General features: G+C 60.6%; 22 protein-coding genes. 4 read left to right on the top strand and 18 right to left on the bottom strand.

Annotated elements, in window-relative coordinates; translation table 11 throughout:
* Window positions 1-11 precede the first annotated feature (11 nt).
* The 9 genes from FHX06_RS14610 to FHX06_RS14650 form a co-directional block, all read right to left on the bottom strand.
* Window positions 12-923, bottom strand: coding sequence for an ABC transporter permease (locus FHX06_RS14610; protein ID WP_183879816.1), 912 nt, complete (start codon window positions 921-923; stop codon window positions 12-14).
* Window positions 920-2,020, bottom strand: a complete 1,101-nt coding sequence (locus FHX06_RS14615) for an ABC transporter permease (RefSeq protein WP_183879819.1) — start codon at window positions 2,018-2,020, stop codon at window positions 920-922. Before FHX06_RS14615 ends, FHX06_RS14610 begins: the two co-directional genes overlap by 4 nt.
* The gene (locus tag FHX06_RS14620) at window positions 2,017-3,540 is read right to left on the bottom strand and encodes an ABC transporter ATP-binding protein (RefSeq protein ID WP_113202047.1); all 1,524 of its coding nucleotides are present in this window, start codon (window positions 3,538-3,540) and stop codon (window positions 2,017-2,019) included. Before FHX06_RS14620 ends, FHX06_RS14615 begins: the two co-directional genes overlap by 4 nt.
* 3 nt (window positions 3,541-3,543) lie before the next feature.
* Window positions 3,544-4,644 (bottom strand): BMP family ABC transporter substrate-binding protein, encoded by a 1,101-nt coding sequence (locus FHX06_RS14625; protein WP_113202046.1) that lies wholly within the window; start codon window positions 4,642-4,644, stop codon window positions 3,544-3,546.
* 23 nt (window positions 4,645-4,667) lie between these two features.
* Window positions 4,668-6,047, bottom strand: a complete 1,380-nt coding sequence (locus FHX06_RS14630) for an amidohydrolase (protein ID WP_183879821.1) — start codon at window positions 6,045-6,047, stop codon at window positions 4,668-4,670.
* A gap of 1 nt (window position 6,048) precedes the next feature.
* Window positions 6,049-6,708 (bottom strand): glutathione S-transferase family protein, encoded by a 660-nt coding sequence (locus FHX06_RS14635; RefSeq protein WP_113210223.1) that lies wholly within the window; start codon window positions 6,706-6,708, stop codon window positions 6,049-6,051.
* The gene (locus tag FHX06_RS14640; RefSeq protein ID WP_183879823.1) at window positions 6,705-7,553 is read right to left on the bottom strand and encodes an aromatic ring-hydroxylating oxygenase subunit alpha; all 849 of its coding nucleotides are present in this window, start codon (window positions 7,551-7,553) and stop codon (window positions 6,705-6,707) included. The genes FHX06_RS14635 and FHX06_RS14640 overlap by 4 nt, the downstream gene beginning before the upstream one ends.
* Window positions 7,550-8,191 (bottom strand): Rieske 2Fe-2S domain-containing protein, encoded by a 642-nt coding sequence (locus FHX06_RS14645; RefSeq protein WP_183879825.1) that lies wholly within the window; start codon window positions 8,189-8,191, stop codon window positions 7,550-7,552. The genes FHX06_RS14640 and FHX06_RS14645 overlap by 4 nt, the downstream gene beginning before the upstream one ends.
* A 150-nt stretch (window positions 8,192-8,341) precedes the next feature.
* On the bottom strand, window positions 8,342-8,614 hold the full coding sequence (locus FHX06_RS14650) for an acylphosphatase (protein WP_113210226.1): 273 nt from the start codon (window positions 8,612-8,614) through the stop codon (window positions 8,342-8,344).
* A 201-nt stretch (window positions 8,615-8,815) separates the two neighbouring features.
* Between FHX06_RS14650 and FHX06_RS14655 the strand changes: the two genes are divergently transcribed.
* Window positions 8,816-9,373 carry a DsbA family protein gene (locus tag FHX06_RS14655; RefSeq protein WP_113210248.1) on the top strand — a complete coding sequence of 186 codons (558 nt, stop codon included), beginning with the start codon at window positions 8,816-8,818 and terminating at the stop codon, window positions 9,371-9,373.
* A 145-nt stretch (window positions 9,374-9,518) separates the two neighbouring features.
* On the opposite strand, the gene FHX06_RS14660 is transcribed toward FHX06_RS14655, so the two are convergent.
* Window positions 9,519-10,811: a DUF763 domain-containing protein gene (locus tag FHX06_RS14660; protein ID WP_183879827.1), complete on the bottom strand. Its 1,293-nt coding sequence runs from the start codon at window positions 10,809-10,811 to the stop codon at window positions 9,519-9,521.
* 217 nt (window positions 10,812-11,028) lie between these two features.
* On the opposite strand from FHX06_RS14660, the gene FHX06_RS14665 reads away from it, so the two are divergent.
* Together FHX06_RS14665 and FHX06_RS14670 are read left to right on the top strand one after the other, a co-directional pair.
* The gene (locus FHX06_RS14665; RefSeq protein ID WP_113210227.1) at window positions 11,029-11,607 is read left to right on the top strand and encodes a BA14K family protein; all 579 of its coding nucleotides are present in this window, start codon (window positions 11,029-11,031) and stop codon (window positions 11,605-11,607) included.
* Between the two features lie 189 nt (window positions 11,608-11,796).
* The gene (locus FHX06_RS14670) at window positions 11,797-12,363 is read left to right on the top strand and encodes a hypothetical protein (protein WP_112969143.1); all 567 of its coding nucleotides are present in this window, start codon (window positions 11,797-11,799) and stop codon (window positions 12,361-12,363) included.
* Here FHX06_RS14670 and FHX06_RS14675 read toward each other — a convergent pair.
* From FHX06_RS14675 to FHX06_RS14685, 3 genes are read right to left on the bottom strand one after another with little or no spacing between them, the layout of a single operon-like run.
* A complete protein-coding gene (locus tag FHX06_RS14675) occupies window positions 12,360-12,983 on the bottom strand; it encodes a response regulator (RefSeq protein ID WP_112545254.1) in 624 nt (207 codons plus the stop codon). The genes FHX06_RS14670 and FHX06_RS14675 overlap by 4 nt on opposite strands.
* Before the next feature lies 1 nt (window position 12,984).
* A complete protein-coding gene (locus tag FHX06_RS14680) occupies window positions 12,985-14,373 on the bottom strand; it encodes a sensor histidine kinase (RefSeq protein WP_183850405.1) in 1,389 nt (462 codons plus the stop codon).
* A 58-nt stretch (window positions 14,374-14,431) separates the two neighbouring features.
* Window positions 14,432-14,602, bottom strand: a complete 171-nt coding sequence (locus FHX06_RS14685; RefSeq protein ID WP_183850403.1) for a hypothetical protein — start codon at window positions 14,600-14,602, stop codon at window positions 14,432-14,434.
* Between the two features lie 196 nt (window positions 14,603-14,798).
* Here FHX06_RS14685 and FHX06_RS14690 point away from each other — a divergent pair, with 196 nt between their 5' ends.
* On the top strand, window positions 14,799-15,197 hold the full coding sequence (locus FHX06_RS14690) for a DUF1236 domain-containing protein (RefSeq protein ID WP_112545477.1): 399 nt from the start codon (window positions 14,799-14,801) through the stop codon (window positions 15,195-15,197).
* Between the two features lie 323 nt (window positions 15,198-15,520).
* Here the strand turns inward: FHX06_RS14690 and FHX06_RS14695 are convergent, their stop codons facing one another.
* From FHX06_RS14695 to FHX06_RS14715, 5 genes are all read right to left on the bottom strand, one after another.
* Window positions 15,521-16,498 (bottom strand): glycosyltransferase, encoded by a 978-nt coding sequence (locus tag FHX06_RS14695; protein ID WP_183879829.1) that lies wholly within the window; start codon window positions 16,496-16,498, stop codon window positions 15,521-15,523.
* Between the two features lie 117 nt (window positions 16,499-16,615).
* Window positions 16,616-17,359 (bottom strand): hypothetical protein, encoded by a 744-nt coding sequence (locus FHX06_RS14700; protein WP_210300524.1) that lies wholly within the window; start codon window positions 17,357-17,359, stop codon window positions 16,616-16,618.
* Window positions 17,352-18,845 (bottom strand): glycosyltransferase family 2 protein, encoded by a 1,494-nt coding sequence (locus tag FHX06_RS14705; protein ID WP_183879831.1) that lies wholly within the window; start codon window positions 18,843-18,845, stop codon window positions 17,352-17,354. The genes FHX06_RS14700 and FHX06_RS14705 overlap by 8 nt, the downstream gene beginning before the upstream one ends.
* Window positions 18,842-19,471, bottom strand: coding sequence for an HAD family hydrolase (locus FHX06_RS14710; protein ID WP_112545258.1), 630 nt, complete (start codon window positions 19,469-19,471; stop codon window positions 18,842-18,844). The genes FHX06_RS14705 and FHX06_RS14710 overlap by 4 nt, the downstream gene beginning before the upstream one ends.
* Entirely contained in the window at window positions 19,468-20,139 is a 672-nt protein-coding gene (locus tag FHX06_RS14715) for a hypothetical protein (protein WP_113145341.1), read from the bottom strand. Before FHX06_RS14715 ends, FHX06_RS14710 begins: the two co-directional genes overlap by 4 nt.
* Window positions 20,140-20,149: the final 10 nt, after the last annotated feature.

A 20,149-nucleotide genomic window follows, 5' to 3' on the forward strand; every position in this document is an offset into this window, starting at 1 on the left:
CCGCACCTCCTCTACCGTTCGAACGGCTCGCCGAGCGAAGCGACGCCGTTTAGCTTCAACAAGCGGCGGTCCGCGGAGATGATGCCGAGTACGACGATCGTTACCAGATAGGGCAGGCACGCCAGCAACTGCGAGGGCACGTCGAGCCCAGTCGCCTGCGCGGCTAGCCCCATCAGCGATACGGCACCGAAGAGACACGCGCCGAGGAATATCCGGCCTGTCATCCAGGTTCCGAAGACGACGAGCGCAATGGCGATCCAGCCGCGGCCGGCAATCATTCCATCCGCCCAGAGCGGCGTATAGATCGTTGACGCATAGGCGCCGGCAAAGCCCGCCATCATGCCGCCGAATGCCACGGCGGCGAAGCGGACGGCGATGACAGGGTAGCCGATCGCATGGGCTGCTTTCGGGTTTTCACCGACGGCGCGAATGACCAGTCCAACCTTCCCATAGGCGAAAGTCGCCCAGATCGCGACCGTCACCAGAAGCGAGAGCCAGACAACGATATCCTGTGTGAAGAGGCTGCCGACGACCGGGATCTCTGAAAGGCCCGGAATTGTGATTTTCGGCAGCGCCTTGACTGTCAGGCTTTCATAGCTCTTGCCGAACAGTGCCGACAGGCCCTGGCCGAGAATGCCGATCGCAAGCCCGGTCGCGACCTGGTTCGCGTTGAAGCCGAGGATGATGCCGGCAAAGATCAGTGACAGCAGACTGCCGCCGAGCCCGGCCGCGACAAATGCGAGGATGTGGCCGCCACCATGATAGACGATGATGAAGGCAATGACGGCGCCGAATGCCATCAATCCCTCGACGCCGAGATTGAGAACCCCGGCCCGTTCAACGACCAGTTCACCGAGGGCCGCCAGCAGAAAGGGTGTCGCAGCCGCCAGCATGCCGGCCAGGATGAACTCGATCGCATTCATGATGGGCTCCGGATGGCGGCCGGGGGCCAGGCAAGGCGATAGCGGACGAAGGCAACAGCAATCAGATAGATGAGCAGCAGGCTGCCCTGGAAGACACGGACGGCAGCAATCGGCAGGTTGGCCGAGACCATGGCATTATCGCCGCCGATATAGAGTGCGGCCATGACGATAGAGGATATGACGATGCCGATCGGATGCAGGCCGCCGAGATAGGCGACGATGATTGCCGCATAGCCGTAGCCGGTCGAGATCGAGCGCTGCAACTGGCCGAGCGGGCCGGCGACTTCTGCTGAACCCGCCAGCCCAGCGGCTGCGCCACCGATCAGCAGCGACAGCCAGATTGCCCAGCTCTCTTTGAAGCCGGCATAGCTTGCAGCGCGTGGCGCCAGTCCCCCGACTTGCAACCTGTAGCCGATGAAGCTCTTCTGCATGAAGATCCATGCAGCAACCGACAGGATACCGGCGAGAATCAGCGAGACGTTGACGCGCGTTCCTTCAAACAGGATCGGGACCATGGCGTCATACTGGAACATCACCGACTGCGGGAAGTTGAAGCCATTCGGATCCTTCCAGGGGCCGAGCAGCAGATAATTGAGAAGTTGCGCGGCGACGAAACTCAGCATCAGCGAGACCAGGATTTCGTTGGCATTGAGCCGGACGCGCCAGAAGGCCGTCAGCGATGCCCAGAGCGCGCCGCCAATCATGCCGAGCAGCAGCATTGCCGGCCAGATCCACTGGCCGGTGGCGTCCGGCCACCAGATCGGAATGGCAGAGGCAAAGATCGCTCCCAGCACGAATTGCCCCTCGGCGCCGATATTGAAGACTTTGGCGCGAAAGCCGATCGCAAGCCCCTGCGCGATGAGCAGCAGCGGCCCGGTCTTCAGGAGCACCTCCGAAAACGACGCCCAGGAATAGAAGGGCTCGATCAGCATCGCATAGATGACTGCGGCCGGGTCACGCCCCATGACGACATAAAGGCCGAGATTGAGGATGATCGTGACAGCGAGGGCGATCGGCGGGGCGAGCAGCGTAGCGGCAAGCAAGGCGCGTTCCCGGCGGACAAGGGTTGGCAAGGCGGCAAACACGGGTCTGCTCATGCAATCGCTTTCTCGCGCTGTGACTGGGCGCCGATCATGTATCGGCCGATGTCCTCGGGCTTCGTATCGCGTGTGACGAGCGGCGGGCTCAGCGTGCCGTGGTGAAGGACCTGGATGAAGTCGCTGAGCTCGAACAATTCTTCGAGCTCCTCGGAAATGACGAGGATCGCCATGCCTTCGTTGCGCAGCGTGATGAGCCGCTTGCGGATTGCCGAGGCAGCACCGATATCGACGCCCCAGGTAGGTTGGGCGAGGAAGAGCAGCTTCGGCGCCAGCATGATTTCGCGCCCGACGATGAACTTCTGCAAATTGCCGCCGGAGAGCGAGCCGGCCTCTGCCTCGGGACCGCGCGTGCGTACGTCGTAGTCACGGATGCATTCTTTGGTGAACGCGGTCGCCTGTGCCTTGTCGAGCAGGCCGCGTTTGACGAGACTGAGGGGATGGGCGGTTAGCAGGCTATTGAGGGTGAGCGACATTTCGGGGACCGCGCCACGGCCGAGCCGGTCCTCCGGCACGAAGGCAAATCCGAGCTGCCGGCGGGCTGCCGGCTCGAGCATGCCGACATCCTTGCCCATCATGAAGATCTGGTCGCGTTGGTCGCGCGGCAGGATCGTTTCGCCGGAGATCAGCGCGGCAAGCTCGCTTTGGCCGTTGCCGGAAATCCCGGCAATGCCGAGGATTTCTCCGGCGCGGACGACAAGGCTGGCCTGGGAGAGCGGCACGGCAAAAGGATCATCCGGCCTGTAATCGAGCCCTATCAGTTCCAGCCGCTTCTCGCCTTCGTCAAGCGGCAGCGCCGGCATGGGTTCCGGCATGTCACGGCCGATCATCATACGGGCAAGGTCATGGGCATCATGCTCGCGCGGATCGACATGACCGGTCACGCGCCCGCCGCGCAGGATCGTCGCGCGGTCGCAGAGCGACTGGATTTCTTCCAGCTTATGGGAAATGAAAAGGATGGAAACGCCGCCGTCGCGCAGTCGGCGCAGGGTCTCGAAAAGCTTCTCCACGGCCTGCGGCGGCAGGACGGATGTTGGTTCGTCCAGGATCAGCAGCTTCGGATTGGTCATCAGGCAGCGGATGATTTCCACGCGTTGTCGCTCGCCGACCGAAAGCGAGTGCACATGGGCGAGCGGATCGACCTCCAGGCCGAATTCGTGTCCGAGCTTGCGGATACGCTCCGCAAGTTCGGCTTTGTTGCCGGCGACGATCAGGCGGATATTCTCGACGACCGTCAGGCTCTCGAACAGGGAGAAATGCTGAAAGACCATGCCGATGCCGGCACGCCTTGCCTCTGCGGGAGAGGCAAGGCTGAGGTTCTGCCCGTTCCAGGCAACAGTTCCGCTGTCCGGCTGCTCGACGCCATAGATCAGCTTCATCAGAGTCGATTTGCCGGCCCCGTTTTCTCCGAGGATGGCATGGATCGAGCGGGGAGCGACGTCAAGGTCGATCTGCTGGTTGGCATGGACCTGGCCGTAGCTCTTGGAAATGCCGCGTAGCGACAGGAGCGGGCTTTCCATGGCTTATTTCGGCAACGGCGTCTTGACACCCTTGACGTGCCAATCCATCGCGACGATCTGCGCGTCCGTCAGCGTGGCGCCAGAGGCGACACCTTCACTGCCATCCGCCTTGGCGATTGGGCCTGTAAACGGCGAGAAGCTGCCGCTGGCGATCTTGGCCTCGATTTCCTTGATCTTGCTCATCGTGTCGGCTGGGATGGCTGGGTTCCAGTCGACAACCTCGACCACCTTGTCGGCAACGCCGAGGAAGGCGTTGGCGCCCTTGAAGGTGCCGGCGAGATGAGCATCGACGGACGCCTTGAAGAAGGGCGACCAGTCGGTGGCCACGCAGCCGAGATAGGTCTTCTCGGCATATTTCTTCATCGAGGAGTTCAGGTTGAAGGCATAGATACCGGCTTCCTCGCAGGCGGAGATGACCGAAGGCGTATCCTGCGCATTCGAGAAGATGACGTCGCAACCCTGCGAGATCAAAGCCTTGGCGGCTTCCTGTTCCTTGGCCGGATCGAACCAGGAGTTGACCCAGACGACAGAGACTTCGATGTCGGGTTTGACGGCCTGCGCGCCAAGCGTGAAGGCATTGATCGAGGTGATCAGTTCGGGAATGGCAAAGGCCGAAACCGAGCCGAGCTTGCCGGTCTTGGAGACAGCGGCGGCGGCCATTCCGAGCAGATAGGTGCCCTGGAAATATTTGGCAGCGAAGGGCGAGAAGTTCGGCGCGACCTGGAAGCCCGAGGCATGCAGCACGGTGACCTTTGGATTGCGGCGGGCGATCTGCAGTGCACCGTTCTGATAGCCGAAGGAGCCGGCGATCAGGAAATGGTTTCCGTCTGCGACCGTCTTGTTCATGATGCGATCGGCATCCGGGCCCTCGGCGATGTTTTCGATGATCGTGACCTTCACCTTGTCGCCATAGGCGGCCTTGATCGGATCGATGCCGGCGGCAAGCGCATGACCCCAGCCGACATCGCCGATCGGCGAAGGTACGACGAGAGCGATGCCGAGCGGTTCGTCGGCAGCAAATGCAGAGCGGCCGGCAAAGGCCGTGGCAAGGCCAGCAGCCGCGGCGCTCTTCATCAGCGTTCTGCGGGTCAGATTGTTGGACATGTCAGTTCCCCTCTTTTGGTTGTTCAGAATTCCACAGTCGCGAGCGCCGCTTCGGCATCCGCGAAAAGTTTGAATTCGTCGAGGCCGGTGAATTCACCTGCCTGCCAGACGATGCGCCCGTTGATCATGGTGAGGTCAGCCGGCATGCCGATCCCGACCTTGGCAATCAGGCTCAGCGGGTCGTGCCGCGTGCCGACATAGTCCATCCGCCGTGTATCGATCGCGAAAAGGTCTGCTGCCATGCCCGGCGCGAGACGTCCGATATCGCTGCGGCCGAGCAGGCTTGCGCCGCCCGTCGTTGCGTAACCAAGGAAATCGACCGGCGGCGGAACAGGGTGAGCGCGTGTCGATGCCGACAGGCATTGCAGCATATAGGCTGAGTGGATGCATTGCATGAGGTTGGAATTGTCGTTCGAGGCAGCGCCGTCGCAGCCAAGCCCGACGCGCAGGTCGAAGGCCGACATGGCCGGAATATCCGTCACCTCTGCGCCGACAAGATAGACCGGCTCCGGGCAATGGGAGACGCCGGTGCCGCTTGCCGCCATCTTGCGGAGTTCGTCATGCGTCAGTTCCCAGCAGTGAGCATAGAAGGTGTCGGGACCTGCAAAGCCGAGTTCCGTGCAGTAATCGACCGTACGCATGCCATGCCGCGCCTCGATGACAGGGCTTTCGCCTTCGCCGACATGGGTGTGCAAAAACACGCCGCGGTCACGGGCAAGTGCGACGGATTCAACGAAGGTCTCGCGATAGCAATTGACCGGCTGGCAGGGCGCAACGACCACCTGCCGCATGCTGAAGGGACCGGCATCGTGGTAGTTGTCGATCAGCCGGGCGCAATCGGCTATGAATTCATCCGTCGTTTCCAGCATGGCATCCGGGATCGTCGATCCCTCGGATTTTGGCAGCGTATTGCCGCCGCGGCCTGCATGGAAACGCATGCCGAGAAGCTCGGCCGCCTCGAACTGTCGGTCGATCAGGCGCTTTCCGGCGTGCCGGGGAAAGCAATATTGGTGGTCGAAAGCCGTCGTGCAGCCATGCTTGATCATCTCAGCCATGGCGGTAACCGAGGAATGGTAGAAGCAATCCTCGTTCAGCCGCGAGAAGATCGGGTATATGCGGTCCAGCCACTCGATGACCGACAGTTTCGTCCAGTCGAGATCGGCCCGGTTGCGCACGAAGCACTGAAAGAAATGATGATGCGTGTTGACGAGGCCGGGATAAACGAACCAGCCGGCGGCATCCTGGACGATCGTGCCTGATGGCAGGGGCTCCTGTGACAGGTTCGTGCCAATTGCCTGGATCGCCGGACCATTGGTCAGCACGTCCACGTTCCGGCGCACGCTTGGTCCGTTGCCCTCATTGACGATGACGGCTGCGCAATTTTTCAAGAAGTAGCCGGCCATCTCAGCTTTCCTCCTTAGCAGGATGAGGATCGGGCTTCAGCTCGTGCAGGCGGTGAATGCCGGGCATCTCGATGAAGCCGCCAAGGCTGCGGACGGCCCTCAACCAGAGCCGGATGTTTGGATAGGGATCGAGCGAGATGCCGCCATCGGGCGCGAGCGCCACATAGGGGAAACAGGCAATATCGGCGATCGTGGCGCGGTTCGACGCCAGGAGGCGCATACCGCGAAGCTGCTGTTCGAAGAGACCAGCCTCCAGCTCGCGCAGCGCGGCGATGCCCTGCGCCTGAAGGCTTTCGATATTGCCGGGGCGCAGAAGCATTTCATGCAGCCGCGCGCCGCCGAGACTGGCGGTCAGCCGATGCGAGAAGGACAGCCACTGCTGCACCCGCGCCGTCTCTTCAGGCGTGCTTGTACCCAACCATTCCGGCGCGCCTTGGGCGGCGAGATAGGCGAGAATGGCGGAGGATTCCGTCAGAACGAGATCGCCATCTTCCAGGATCGGAATCGACCCTGCCGGATTGAGCGCCAGAAGTTCCGGACCGCGATGTTCAGCGCCTGGATGAAAATCCACCGCCCGGATATCCAGCTTGACACCGAGGATCGCCGCCATCAGGCGGATCTTGTAGCAACTCGGCGAGAGAATGTAGTCGTAGAGCTTCATTGCGCGACCAACTGTGCACCGTAGGTATAGTTGTGGCGCTTGAGCCAGCGTCTGTAGGCGACCGAAGTCAGGTCCGCGCGCGTCGGTATTTCCATGCCGGGATCGAGCGGCAGAAGGGCTGGGATCTGGTTCTCGAGGATCGAGCGGTCCTGCAGGAAGATCATCTGCTGGAAATGAATGAGATCTGTCATCGGTGTGTCGTCATCAAAGAGTGCCATCCATGGCCACACGTCGCAAAGGTCTTCCGCAAGCGGTTGGACGAAGAGGGTAATGACGTCCCATTCGCTGGGGCGGGGAGGGCAGGTCTTGTAGAGTACCGAGCAGGTAGGTGCCGGCACGCGATACATATATTCGGTGGTGATGCCGCCGGTCGCCGATTTGGCGGCCTGCGGCTGATAGAATTTCACCTGCGTTGCCCAGACCTCGTCCTCGTCTTCGCGGATCTCGACCTTGTAGTTCTGGACTTCCGTATGAGGCTCGGCGCCCAGAATACCGGTATGGACGAAGGGGAAATGGGCGATGTCGAGGAAGTTCTCGACCGCCCGCAGCGGCGAACAGCGCACCCGCACGACGCCCACATCGACGAAGCGGCGGCCGGGCTGGTCCGCCTCGGGAATGGCAAAAAGCTCCTTGCCGGGATTGCCGAGCGACGACCAGACATGGCCGTAGCGGATGCGGACCGGAAGGCTGCGCCCATCGGCTGATGTCACCTGCGCATTGTCATCGGAGGTGCGCGCGACTTCTATGAGCTCGCCCATCAGAGCGGTCTTTGTGCCGGTTTCGCCGAGGCGGGAAAAAAGGCCGACCGGATACCATTCGTCGATCATTGCGCCAGCCTTCGTCATGCCACCTCCTTCTGCCGCGCTTCCGCCTGCCGACGCACGGCTTCGGCGACGCGGGACGCCGTGACTCGGTCCGCCGGGCTGCGATCCTTTTCGATCATGACGTGAATGAGCGTGCGCCCTGCTTGCTCAGTCGATAGCAGCCGGACCCATGGACAGTTCGCAATTGGAATGAGCCCGTCCATACCAATTTTCGCGCCCGCAGCGCCTTCGAGCGCCGGAATGCCGGCCTCGGCAGTCAACGAGCGCAACGGCAAGAGATCATCAAGCGATGGCTGTGACGCCGAGGGTTCTCCGACGGCAACCCAGATGACACCACCCGATTCCTCGACCTTATGAACTGCGACACGGATCGTTTCCGGCGGCACGAGGTCGGGGTGGGCAGGGATGCGGATGCATCCTCCCGCCGGAGAATAGCTCCAGCCGTGATAGATGCAGGAGAGTGCCTCGCCGCGCACGAAGCCGTGGGACAATCGCATCCCGCGATGCGGACAGCGATCCGACGATGCCGATACGCGCCCCGACTGAGTGCGCCAGAGAGCGATCGATCCTGCTGGCGTCCAGGCCGGTATGACGGTTGCCGGCGGCAGATCAGCAGACAGGGCGACTGGCGTCCAAGAGCCGGCCGTATCAGATGGCATAACGTATAAGTCCTCAATATTTCCAGGGCTTTAGCGCCGCCGGCCGCGCACGGTTCCCGAGCTGGCGGCCTCAGCTGTCAGAGGCTTGCATAAAAAAACCGCATTGGCAACAATGATTAAATAAAGGGCAGGCCCCAAATGTGGTCAGGGCTACGGTGTGTCGGCAGGGTCTACAATCCTGCGCTGAATCTCGTCCACCCAGACGTCGATCGGACCGAGCGAACACCCCATTTCCAGCATGTCGATCAGCTCAACGGGGCCCGCGACCTCAAGTTCGATTCGGTTGGTGCCTGTGTAAAAGAAATCCTGGGACAGTCCAAGCTTATCGGCATGGCGACGGATCCACGGAATGAACGAGGCCGCATCGACATCGCCGAGGATCGTCATTCGCTCGCGCAATTCCCCCTGCCGTGTCTGCGTCATCAAATTATCCATCATCTGATCCGTGAGGACAGCATAGCGGCTTGGTGCCGTTGTGAAAGGGGGATGATGGAACGAACGGTCTTATGCCTTTCATGTGCCATGAATAATTAGGCAGGAAACAGCCATATCATCAGCGACGGAGGCTGCTCCGGTGATTATGCTGACCGGCAACATCGATCCGCAGGACAAAAGGACATGAACATGACAACGACTTCATGGCACGCAGACCCGCTCGCTTGGGGTTTCGGACCGCGCATTTTCGAGGCCTTTCTGGAGCCGACCTGCCCCTATTCCGTCAGGACATTCAACAAGCTGGATGCGTTGCTCGAACAGGCAGGAGCGGACAGGATCACAATCAAGATCCGCCTGCAGTCGCAGCCCTGGCATCTCTATTCCGGCGTGATCGTGCGTTCTGTTCTTGCAGCCTCGACACTGAATGGTGGCAAGGAAACCGCAAAGAAGGTCATGGCGGCTGTCGCCGCCCATCGTGAGGAATTCGAGTTCGAGCGTCACGCCGACGGTCCTAATATGGATGCCACCCCGAATGAGATCATCGAGCGCCTCGAGCACTACAGCGGCGTGGCGCTGAAAGAGGCCTTCGCTATCCCCGATCTCGACAAGGAGATCAAATGGCACTGCAAATATGCCCGCCAGAACGGCATCCATGTCTCGCCGACCTTTATGATCGACGGATTGGTGCGGCCGGACCTGAGCAGCGGCGATGATGTCGAGGCCTGGGTTAAGCTGCTGATCGGGTAGCCGTTCAACAATGTCGAGGAAGCGATCTCAGGACTGGATGTTCCTGTCGATCGCTTCTCGGCCACGAACACTCCGTTCGCGCCGCTTCCTCATCGTTTCGAGATGAAAGCCGCCGAAATGCTCGATACCGGTGGCATGCACGCGCTCAGCGGAGATCTTTACGAGGGCGTGCTGTTTCTTCCACAGGCGTATCTTCCGGCGGCTGTTCCCAGCCAAAGACGCTTCGGCCGCCGAAGGCCGAGGACTGCCGGAATTCGCCTGCGACAATTTCCTTGAGGTCGGGGCCGGTGACGTAGCGCTCCATGCTGCGCGACTGGTCGTCGAGACGACGCAAGGCCTGCAGTTCCTCATCGCGCCCGAGTTTGCCCTTCACGATCGCGGATTTCATCACATTGATGGTCTCGTCGTAGACTTTGAGCGGTACCGGGAAGGGGTGCCTGTCCTCGCCGCCGTGAGCGATCGAAAAGCGGGCGGGATCGGAGAAACGGCAGGGCGCGCCGTGCACGACTTCGGCGACGAGCGCCAGCGCCTTGACTGTGCGCGCGCCGACGCCGGGCACAAGCAGCAGATTCTCGAAATCGACCGGTCCACGATCAGCAGCGGCAGCAAGGTTGCCGTGCAGCCGCCGCATATTGACGTCGCTTTCGCGGACATCATGGTGCGCGGGCATGATGAGGTGCGGCAGCATCGGCTGTTCTGCCGGCTCAGGAGCGGGTGCGGGACCGGCCGCCAGGGCAAGGGCTGCCGCCTCGCGGATGATGCGATCCGGTCCAAGTGTTGCAAGGAGATCGAGCTGGTCGTGACGGGATTTTTCAGCGCGGCGGTCGGCAAGATTGATGATCTCACCCTGCGAGCGGCCTTCTATTGCCGCATGCGGGGAATTGACGAAGCTCTCCAGTCCTTCGGAAAACCAGTGATAGCGCCGCGCCTGGCGCTTGTCGCCGTTCATGCCTTGCTGGACGATCACCCAATGGCCGTCATCGGCGACGATGAAGCCGTGCAGATAGAGATCGAAACCATCCTGCACCGCTGCGCTATCTACCTTGGCGACCAGGCGACTTGTCTTTGCAAGGCCGGCACCGTCAAGGCCGGTGCGATCACCGATCGCCATCAGTTCGTCCGGCGTCTTGCGCGATTGCGCACCGCGCCCGCCGCAGACATGAAGGCCGAGTTCCTTGGAGAGTGGTTTCAGTCCACGTTTCAACGCCCCGAGTACACTGGTCGTAATGCCGGAGGAATGCCAATCCATGCCCATGACGGCGCCGAAGGACTGGAACCAGAAGGGATGGGCAAGCCGACGCAGGAATTCATCGCGCCCGTAGTGGTGCACGATTGCCTCGGCGATCAGAGCGCCGAGTGTCGTCATACGGTTACCCAGCCATGGCGGCACGCGCCCTCCGTGAAGGGGGAGGTCGGCGCTGCCCGCTCTCTGCGACATGCTTACTCTTTCTGCCCGTAATCTGCTGCGGTCGACGGGATCAACCGATAGAACAGCTATCCGTCAAAATCGGGGCGATGGCAATAAATTCCTATTTACAGGAGGCGGCTCACCATCCCGGCAAAATAAGCATCAAAAGATGCGATTTCCCATCCGGCTGCGGAACCGAAACCTCACTTCCTAATTTCTATGTCAACTGGGAATGAGAGACTGAGTCATGAAGTCGCTTGCTACACCATCCATGTTTCTGCCGGTGATCCCGATCGTTCTGGTTGGTGGTCTCGGCTTTGCCTCCTATGGGGTTCGCGAACCGGCGCCGCATCATTTCGCCAACCTCGATGCGCCGCTCTGGACGACGGTACCGACACACGTTGATCCAAAAACGCAAAATTACGAGCGGCTTCCGCCCCTTCAGGCCGCGGCTAACGATTTGTCCTCAACGCCGGCCAAGCTGGTTGGCGTAACGGCCATTGCGCCGCCTGATGCAACGATGACAGGGGCGATCGAGCAGCCGAAGCAGGAATGGACTGCTGACGGTCGTCATCTCAGCCGGTGCCAGCAACGTTATCGGTCTTATAATGTGGCCGACAACACATATCAGCCTTTTGACGGGGGACCCCGCAAACCGTGCGTGATTGAAGAAAGAGAGCCCTCCGTCGGGCTACCCGCGGCGGGCGCAGCCCAGAGCCCGCATATATCATGGTGCGCCGCCCGCTATAATTCCTATCGCGCTGTGGACAACAGCTATCAGCCATTCGACGGGCCAAGACGTCAGTGTGTAGCTCCCGTAATCTAGGCAAGATCATTTTAGTCTTCCCGTGAGAAGATCGCGTCCTTGGTGATGACGCTTGCTTTTTGCCCCGGACCAAAGTCCGAGGTCATCTGGCACCTATGTCCGACCGTCTTGCAATTTCGGAACAAGCGGTCAATCTCATGCTTCCTGCTTTGAGCAGACACTTGAGGAAAAAGGACAAGGCAAGCGACGATGGTGATCTCCAAGCGCAATTTTCTGATGGGCTGCGGCGCGAGTTTTCTTGCCGCTGCGCCGCTGAAGGTTGATGTGGCGGGTTCGTTTCCCTCGCTCGCCAGCCAGGCAGCCTTTGCAAAGAACGATAACGGCAATGGCGGGGGAAATGGGAACGGCAACGGCGGTAATGGCGGAGGTGGTGGAAACGGCAACGGCGGCGGAAACGGAAATGGTAATGGCGGGGGAAATGGAAATGGCAACGGCGGGGGAAACGGCAACGGCAATGGCGGCGGGAGCGGCAACGGCGGGGGGAACGGAAACGGCAATTCGGGTGGCAGCGGCAATAGTAGCGGGAGCGGACGATCCAGCTCGACCGGAGGCGGCAGCACGGGCAATGCGTCCTCGACATCGGGAGCACGCGCAACCGAAGATACGGACGGCTCGATCGATGTCCGGCATACGAATGGAATAACCGAAACCCTACGTGCAGGACGCTACATCATGAAGGATTCGAAAGGCCGTACGATCATCAACCGGCGGGCGACGTCGGCTGACAGCACGCGGCTCACGCGCCTCCTGCGCTAGCGTTTTTCGCGCCACCGCAAGGCAGCTTCCGTCCTGTTCGTTACGCCGAGTTTTGTCAGGATCTGGGTCATATGATGCTTTACCGTTTTCTCCTGCAGGTCGAGACGCAGGCCGATGTGCTTGTTTGAAAGGCCTTGCGCCACGAGATCCATCACCTCGCGTTCCCGAGGAGTAAGCGCGTCCCTGTCCGATGCCTGCCCGCTCAACGAATATTCCATGACTTTGGCTGACATCGCCGGGGAGACGTAGCGGGCTCCCTTGAAAACGGTGCGGATGGCGTCCGCCAGCCCGCGGGAGCCGACACCCTTGAGAATGTAACCCTTTGCGCCTCGTTGCAGCGCTTCGACCAGCGTATCGACTTCCTCTGAAGCCGTGAGCATGAGAATTTTGGTCTCCGGGCTTATGGAAAGGATCTCGTCGATCACCGAAAGGCCGTCCCCGGGCATCGACACATCGAGAAGCAGCACGTCCGGACGGGTATCGGCGGCGATCATTGCTGCATCAGATGTGTTGGCACCTTCTCCGACGACGACAAAATCGCTGACCTCGGAGAGGCTGCGGGTGACCCCCTCGCGGAACAGGGGATGGTCGTCTACCACGCCGATTTTGATGGACGTCATCCTAATCCTCCACTTCCATAGGCGCGAAGGTCATGATGACAGTCGTTCCGCCTTCGCCGGTTATTATGTCGAATTCCCCGCCAAGGCTATCGATCCGTTCTTTGAGCCCGGCAAGGCCGAGGCTCGCCGGCCTCACCAGTGTCGGATCAAAACCCTCGCCTCGGTCGCTGACTTCGACGCGGACGGCGCCGCCGTGTGATGTTGCTCTGACTGCCTGCTCCACGCCGCCACCGTGGCGATAGGCATTGTTGAGCGCCTCCTGAACGAAGCGGTAGATGCAAATTTTGAGAGCGGTGGCAAGTTCCGGATCGTCCTCGTCAATTTTTGTATCGACAGTAGTGCCGGTCTTTTCTTGGTGGGCTTCGACAACGCGTTTCACGATTTCCGTAATCGAAGCCTTCTCGATTTGCGGCAGTACCAGTCCCTTGCAGATGTCGCGGATCTCCTTCATCGCCTCGGCGAGACTCGAACGGATCCAGGTGAGCTCCTTTTCGCGTGCCTCCGGCTGGACAGCGGCGTCGACAAGCAGGTTGCTGTCGAGCCGCAGCGAGGCATAGGCGATGTGCTGCGCCGGGCCGTCATGCAGATCGGCACCGATGCCGCGCAAATAGGTTTCGTTCAGGGCCGCGGCGCGCTGGGAAGACAATTGAAGTCGGCGTTGCAGGCCGCGATTTTCAGCCAGAAGTGCGGAGAGTTCGTCTACCCTGGCCTTTAGCGCTTCGCGTTGCACTTCGATCGTATGGCTGCCGCGAAAGACAAGAATGGAGAGGGTGAGGAAGAAAATCGCGGTCAGGCCGGCCACGGCCAGCCAACTCCAGAGCCGTGCCTGTGCAAGGCTGTCTTCCAGCCCTTCGGAAGTCTCATAGAATTCAAGCACAGCCACGGCCTCTCCCGACCAAGGCTGCAAAACAGGATTGTATATTTCCATGAGCGCCCTGCCGAGATTGCGCTCTTCGGCGCTTTCAGGGTCGCTTGCGACTTCGTAACGCGCGACCAGCGAGCCGGCAAACGCCTGGGCGAGTTTGCCATTGACCGGAAATGTCTTCCCCACCAGCTCCTTTTCATTGGAGTAGAGGATCGTGCCGTCACGGCGCCACAGCTTGAACGACACGAGGCGGCGGCCAAGTGCGCCCTGTCCAAGTGTTTCATCGAGCGCTTGGGCACTTGCGTCATCGAGCAGCGATTCCGTCTGCATGTCGGGAAGCAGGGGTGCGACCACGCTGTCCACGTAAAGCGCTGTTGCAGCCCCGGAATTGTGAATGACGGCATTCTCGATAAGTCGGGTGACGATGAGCCCGATCCCGAACATTGCGGCAAGTGAGACGAGTCCTCCCATAATGAAGAATTGGGAGGCGAGGGAGCGGGCGTTCCACCGTATGAGCCAGTTCATTTCCAACCTGATTTGCGACGATCCATGCAAACTATCGCATCGGCCGGACTTTTCCACCTCACCTGGACTGGACGACATCGGCGCCGCGAATGCTGGCGGTCAACTCGTCGGTATCACCCGACATGGCCGTGCCGAAGACGTAGAGCATGACGGCAAGAAAGATGACAAGCGCAAGCAGGGATGCGTTCCATGCGCTGGAAATTTCCGGGATTTCGTTCCTGTCGTCCATGACTAACTCCTCTTTCGATGGAGGGCCGAACGGGTGAGGAGGCAGTGCGTTCCGGGGCAGGGACTTCAGTCCGCGCGGGATCGGACCAAAGTCTGAAGCCAGTCCGACTGAGGTCCGGGATCCGGAACAGCAAGGAAAACCGGTCGTTGGTTTGGCAGCGGTCAAAAAGGCCGCCTCGAAACCAGAGGAGGAGAAAATGCTCTCCAAACTAGTTGTGGGCACGGCTGTTGCCGCGTCTCTCATGTCAGGCATCGCACTCGCCCAGTCTTCGACGGTCAATGGTGCCGCTGGTGGCGCTGTAACCGGGGCGATCGTCGGTGGCCCGGTTGGTGCGGCAGTCGGCGGCGTAGCCGGTGCAATTGTCGGCACGGCCATCGATCCGCCGCCGCAGAAGGTCGTCACCTATGTTCGCGAAGCTCCGGCTCCCTCGGCCCGCGTGGTCGTCAAGGAAAAGGTCGTTGTCGGCCACGCCTTGCCGGAGACTGTTGTCGTAACGCCCATTCCGGACAATCCGAAATATGCCTATGCGATCGTGAACGATGAACGTGTCATCGTCGAGCCTTCTTCCCGCAAGGTGATCCAGGTCATCAACTAACCTCAACATCGACGCGGCATCTGCCGCGTCTCCTTCCATCACTAAGAAAGATCCGGTGGCTTGACCATGCCTGTCATCGCGATCCTGCTTGCGATGGCACGCATTCTCTCTGCACTCCTCTTTGCCATAGGGGATCACGATGACCGTCGCGGCGGCCGTGTATGGATTCCCTGCAGCAAGTGGTGACCGGCCGCGATGAAGCTCATCACGACCTCCTGTCAAACGGCCCGGGGATTAGATCCAACCCAGTCGGTAGTCGTGCCACGAAAACGATTTGAAAGACTACCGCTTACACGGATCTCAACTGAGAATGCTGTCGATCGTCAACGCGACAAGGCCTGCCAGGGTGAAAGTCTCCCAAAGAGCTTTGTGATAGCTGAGAGCGAGGCGGCCCGCATGCGCAACAGTCTCTGCCGGCGAAGGGCATCGACGCGTGTTCCCGGTGCCTTCGCGAGTGCCGCCCTGGCTGCCCTTACGGGCTCCACCAGACTGGCGGCGACATCCGGCAAGGTATCCACTTCCGCTTCGAGGCGCGTGAGATAGGCGTTCAGCCCGTCGGCGGCGGCTTGCCGCAGGCGGGGGGTCGGAGCGTTGCGAAGTCTGCGCGTCGCCCAGCGCAGATGTTCCTCAGCGTGCCGGTGCAGCGCCTGCGGATGCTTGTATGCCCTGTGGTCGCCAAGCATGTCGGCGACAAACGCCACTTCTCCGAGCTCGCCGCAGCGCCACCAGAGTTCCATATCCTGCAGATATTGCCAGGCTGGATCCCAGCGGCCGGCCTTGAAGAAGACATCCGTACGGATCGTCGCACCCGGCATCGCGACCATGTTGTTGAGCAGCAGCAATTCCCGGAAGGCCTCACCGCTGTTGCTGTAACTCCACCCGAAGCGGTGGCCAGGGATAGGGTCTCCTTCATAGGTGATCTGCCTGAAACGGCCGTGGATCAGGGCGGGGTTGCGCATTGCCGCGCGCCCGATGGCGCGCAACGCGCCCGGAGCGAGGCGATCGTCGGCGTGCAGTGTGACGAGGTAATCAGCATTCGCGCCGGCGGTATAGGCGCGGTTCCAATTGTCCGTGCGCGGTACGGTGTCGCGGTGCAGAGCCGGCTTCAGCAAGGGAGACGTGTAGGATTCGATTATTTCCCGGCTGCCGTCGGTGGAGCCGTTGTCGCAGATATGAACCTCGAAGTCCGGATAATCCTGTGCCAGAGCGCTGTCGAGCGCCTCGGCAAGCGTTTCAGAATTGTTGTAGCAGGGTATGATAATGGCGAGAGAGGGTAATCTGTTTGATGTTCCGGCCGTCATGATGATCTCCCGTTTACTCGTCCTCTGATCCCGCGAAGCGTGTCAAGGGATCGTCAGCAAGGCTCCGCTTGTCCCGGTCGAAGCGGGACGGCACAAGTATTTCCTCCGTCGTCGACGCTAGCCGGCAAGGGCCGCGTCTGCGATCTTCACATCGAACACATTGCGCGCCGGTAGCGTCCGGACATCGAAGCCGTGAGCGACCACGCCGTTCAGCATCGGGCAGACAAAGAGCAGGCCGTTGTGCGAAAGGCGCGCTCGGTTCTCCAGGCTGTGGGCCAGAGCCAGATGAAAAACGGCTGCGTTGCGGAAAGCATAAACGCCTGCCGATGCATGATCGGAAATGACGACCTTTTCCCTTGCCTCCTGCATCCGGCCATCCTCTCCAAGGCTGAGATAGCTGTATTGCGGATGGCGGGAAGCGAATGTGAGCGCGAGACCGCCGAGATTGGCGTCGGCAGCGAAGATGTCGGCAATATCAGCATCGCAATCGAACATGATATCGCAGAGATCGACGACGACGGGTGCGTCCGGAAACGCGACGAGTGCCATACCGGCCGCAGCGCTCCAGGCGGCGCCGCCGCTCATTTCGGACAGCCAAACGATGCGCGCTGTTGGATAGCGTGCCAGCAATGTTTCACGGGCGTAGCGCTGTGATGCTGGCCTGTCCCGCAGCACGAAAACAGGCACGGCCGCACCGCTCCACCAGGCGCGCGCCTCCAGCGTGGCGCCGAGCAATGTTGTCTTTCCAACCGGCGTTTCCGCCTTCACCGAGCCGTCAGGTCGCTCAAAATCATTCCCGGCCATGGGAATGACGATGTTCAGCGGCGCTGTCGCGCTCGGGCTGGTTGCGACGTCACGCATAGGCAGGCTCGCGACCCTGCAGATATTCGGCCAGATCCTCGGGCGTGCCGAGCCCGTGCATGTTCCTGACGTCGATCTCGTAAACGCCGATGCGCGCACCGTTGCGAATGGCGTAATTATAGGCAGGGCAGACATAGAACTCGTTGTTGGTGCGGTCGTTGTGCACCATCATGTCGAGCGCGCCCTTCATGAAATCGCCGGCGCGGCGGAAGAAGTAGATGCCAACCGTCGCCAGTTCGGAGATCGGCTGCTTTTCGGCAACCCTGAGCACGAAGCCTGCCGCATCGGTTTCGGCGAAAGACCATTTCGGATCGCGCTTCGGATCGCGAAACACGAGGATCGACCCGTCGAGATCGCGTGACATGCAGTCATCGATGAAATCGACGATACGCATGTCCACCACTTGGTCGGAATTGGCGATGAGAAGCGGAGCTTCCTCGTCGAGGTGCTGGCGCGCCAGCAGAACAGTGCAGGCGGTGCCTTCGGTGAGTTGATCGACCGAAACGATCCCGACGCCCTGCGAGCGCAGTTCGGCCACCGCATCCGCCTGGCTGTCCAGATGTTCTCGCAGCAGCAGGACCGTCGGCTGTCCGCCGGGCGGCAGCGTGTTTTCCAGCACATGCTGGATCATCGGCCGGCCAAGCACGTCGATGAAGGGCTTTGGGCGGGTGAACCCGACCTTGGCGAAGCGGCTGCCCCGGCCGGCGGCCGGAACTACCAGCTGCACGGGTCGCTGGGCCTGTGCGGAGGACAGGCGGCGGACCCCATTGAGCTCGAAGTTCTCGATCATCTTCGGATTGTAGAAGCTGTGGTAGCGGTCTGCCGGAACGCTTGCGGAAACGACACGGCCGCCATCCAGGATGACCTCGTTCAGCGAGGAGCTGACATAGTAGCGGTCATCCACCGTCACCCCGTGCCTCAAGGCAGCAGTCGCGGCCTTGAAGAAAATCTGGGCCTCGCGGAAATAATAGAATCCTGCGATCGCCTTGTTGCTGATCACATCCTTCTCGGATGTACGGTTGATCAGGCCGTCATCGCCAAGCGTCACATAGGACCAGCGCGGGTGGATCGTCTCGAAGGTGATGACGCCGGCATCCGCTTTGGCTGCCTCGAATTCGGCAATCACGGATGCAAGGCGGGTGTCGATGATCTGGTCGCTGTTGGCAATCACCAGCGGCTCGGTCGGGTCGATCCTGTCGATCGCCATCAGGCAGGTGCAGAGCGCACCGGCGGTCGCGCCTTTCAGCATCACGACTTCGGAGCGACCATTGGTGCTGAGGTCGAAGATCCGCTCATAGGAATATTTGACGGCATCCTGCTGATCGACGAGGAAGAGGAAATGCGCGTCGCTGCCTAGCGACTTCATGTTTTCGATCGCCCACAGGATCATCGGCTTTCCGGCCACTTCGATGAGCGGGCGCGGATAGGCGTAGTCTTCCGGGCTGAAATGCGGGCTTGTGCCCGTCGTGGGGAACAGGACGATCATGCCATCACCTCCGATACACGCTTGATTTCGGACACGATCCGGCCATACACAACGTCGGCCGGTGTTCCGATCTGCATGACGTAAGCGCCGCTGTCGCGCGCGGCCTTCAGGCCATATTCATTGTCTTCGAGAATAAGGCACTCATCCGGCCTGAGGCCGAAGCGCTCCATCGTCGTCACATACATTTCCGGATCCGGCTTGGCCCGGGTGACATCCTCATTGGATACGATGAGGTCGATATAGTCCGCCAGTCCGGCGCGCCGCATCATGGACTCGATGGTGACACGGATCGAGTTCGAGCAGACGGCGATCTTGTAGCCGTCGTGCTTGAGACGGCTGAGCGCATATTGATGGGCAAACACCGGCTTGCAGCGGGTGTAGATCAGCTCCATCGTATAGTCCTGCTTCAGCTCATGGATCAGCTCGTTCAGTCCCTTCGGCAAACCGTTGGTACGGGAGAGGATCTCCAGCTTGCGGCGGGTCGGCAGGCCATCGAACGTGGTGAGATGCGCTTGGCGATCAATCGGCATGCCGAAAAGATCGAGCGCCCGGTTCAGCGCCTCATAATGCCATTCCTTGGCATCGATCAGCACGCCATCCATGTCGAACAAAACAGCACGGATCATGTGACTTCCTCCTCAACCATCCAGGCAAAGCTCTGCTCGGCTGCATCGGGCAGATCGGTACAGATCATCAGCCGCTCGAGTGGAAGCCCACTCTTCGCAGCCTGTCGCAATGCGCCGGACCAGGCAGCCCAGACTGCCTCATGCGGGCGCTTGTGCAGTTCCGGCGAGACCATCGCGACGTATTTTCCGCGTCGGAGATCATCAATCGCGCGTTCGATGGATGCCGGCTTTTCGGTGAAGGAATCTACCCAGACACCCTCGCAACGTTCGTAGAAGGATGGGTAGAGCTCGACTTCGCTGTAGCGGGTGAAAACCGGGATGCCGCTGTCGAGATAGGGCCTGAGATCGGGAACTGAGGCATCGAAAACGAACGAACGTTTCGTCACCCCATACTGTTCCAGCATCGGCACCAGGGCAGGGCAGAGGCCGTCCGCCTTGATATTGATGGCGAGCCGGCCCGGGGCGCCATTTGCTGCATAGCACTCAAGAACGCGCGCAAAGGACAATGCGCCGGTTGTGGCGGGATCGTGTGAAATAACCAGTTCGCCATCCAGGTCGCGAACATCCAGTTCGACGCCGTGTCCGGCGGCAAAAGCCTTGTCGAATGCCCCTAAAGTGTTCCGCTCATGGGGGGCAAGCCACCAGCCACGATGTGCAAGTATGATCATTATTATGTCC

Origin of the sequence: Rhizobium sp. BK512, from assembly GCF_014194915.1 — a bacterium.
GTDB lineage: Bacteria > Pseudomonadota > Alphaproteobacteria > Rhizobiales > Rhizobiaceae > Rhizobium.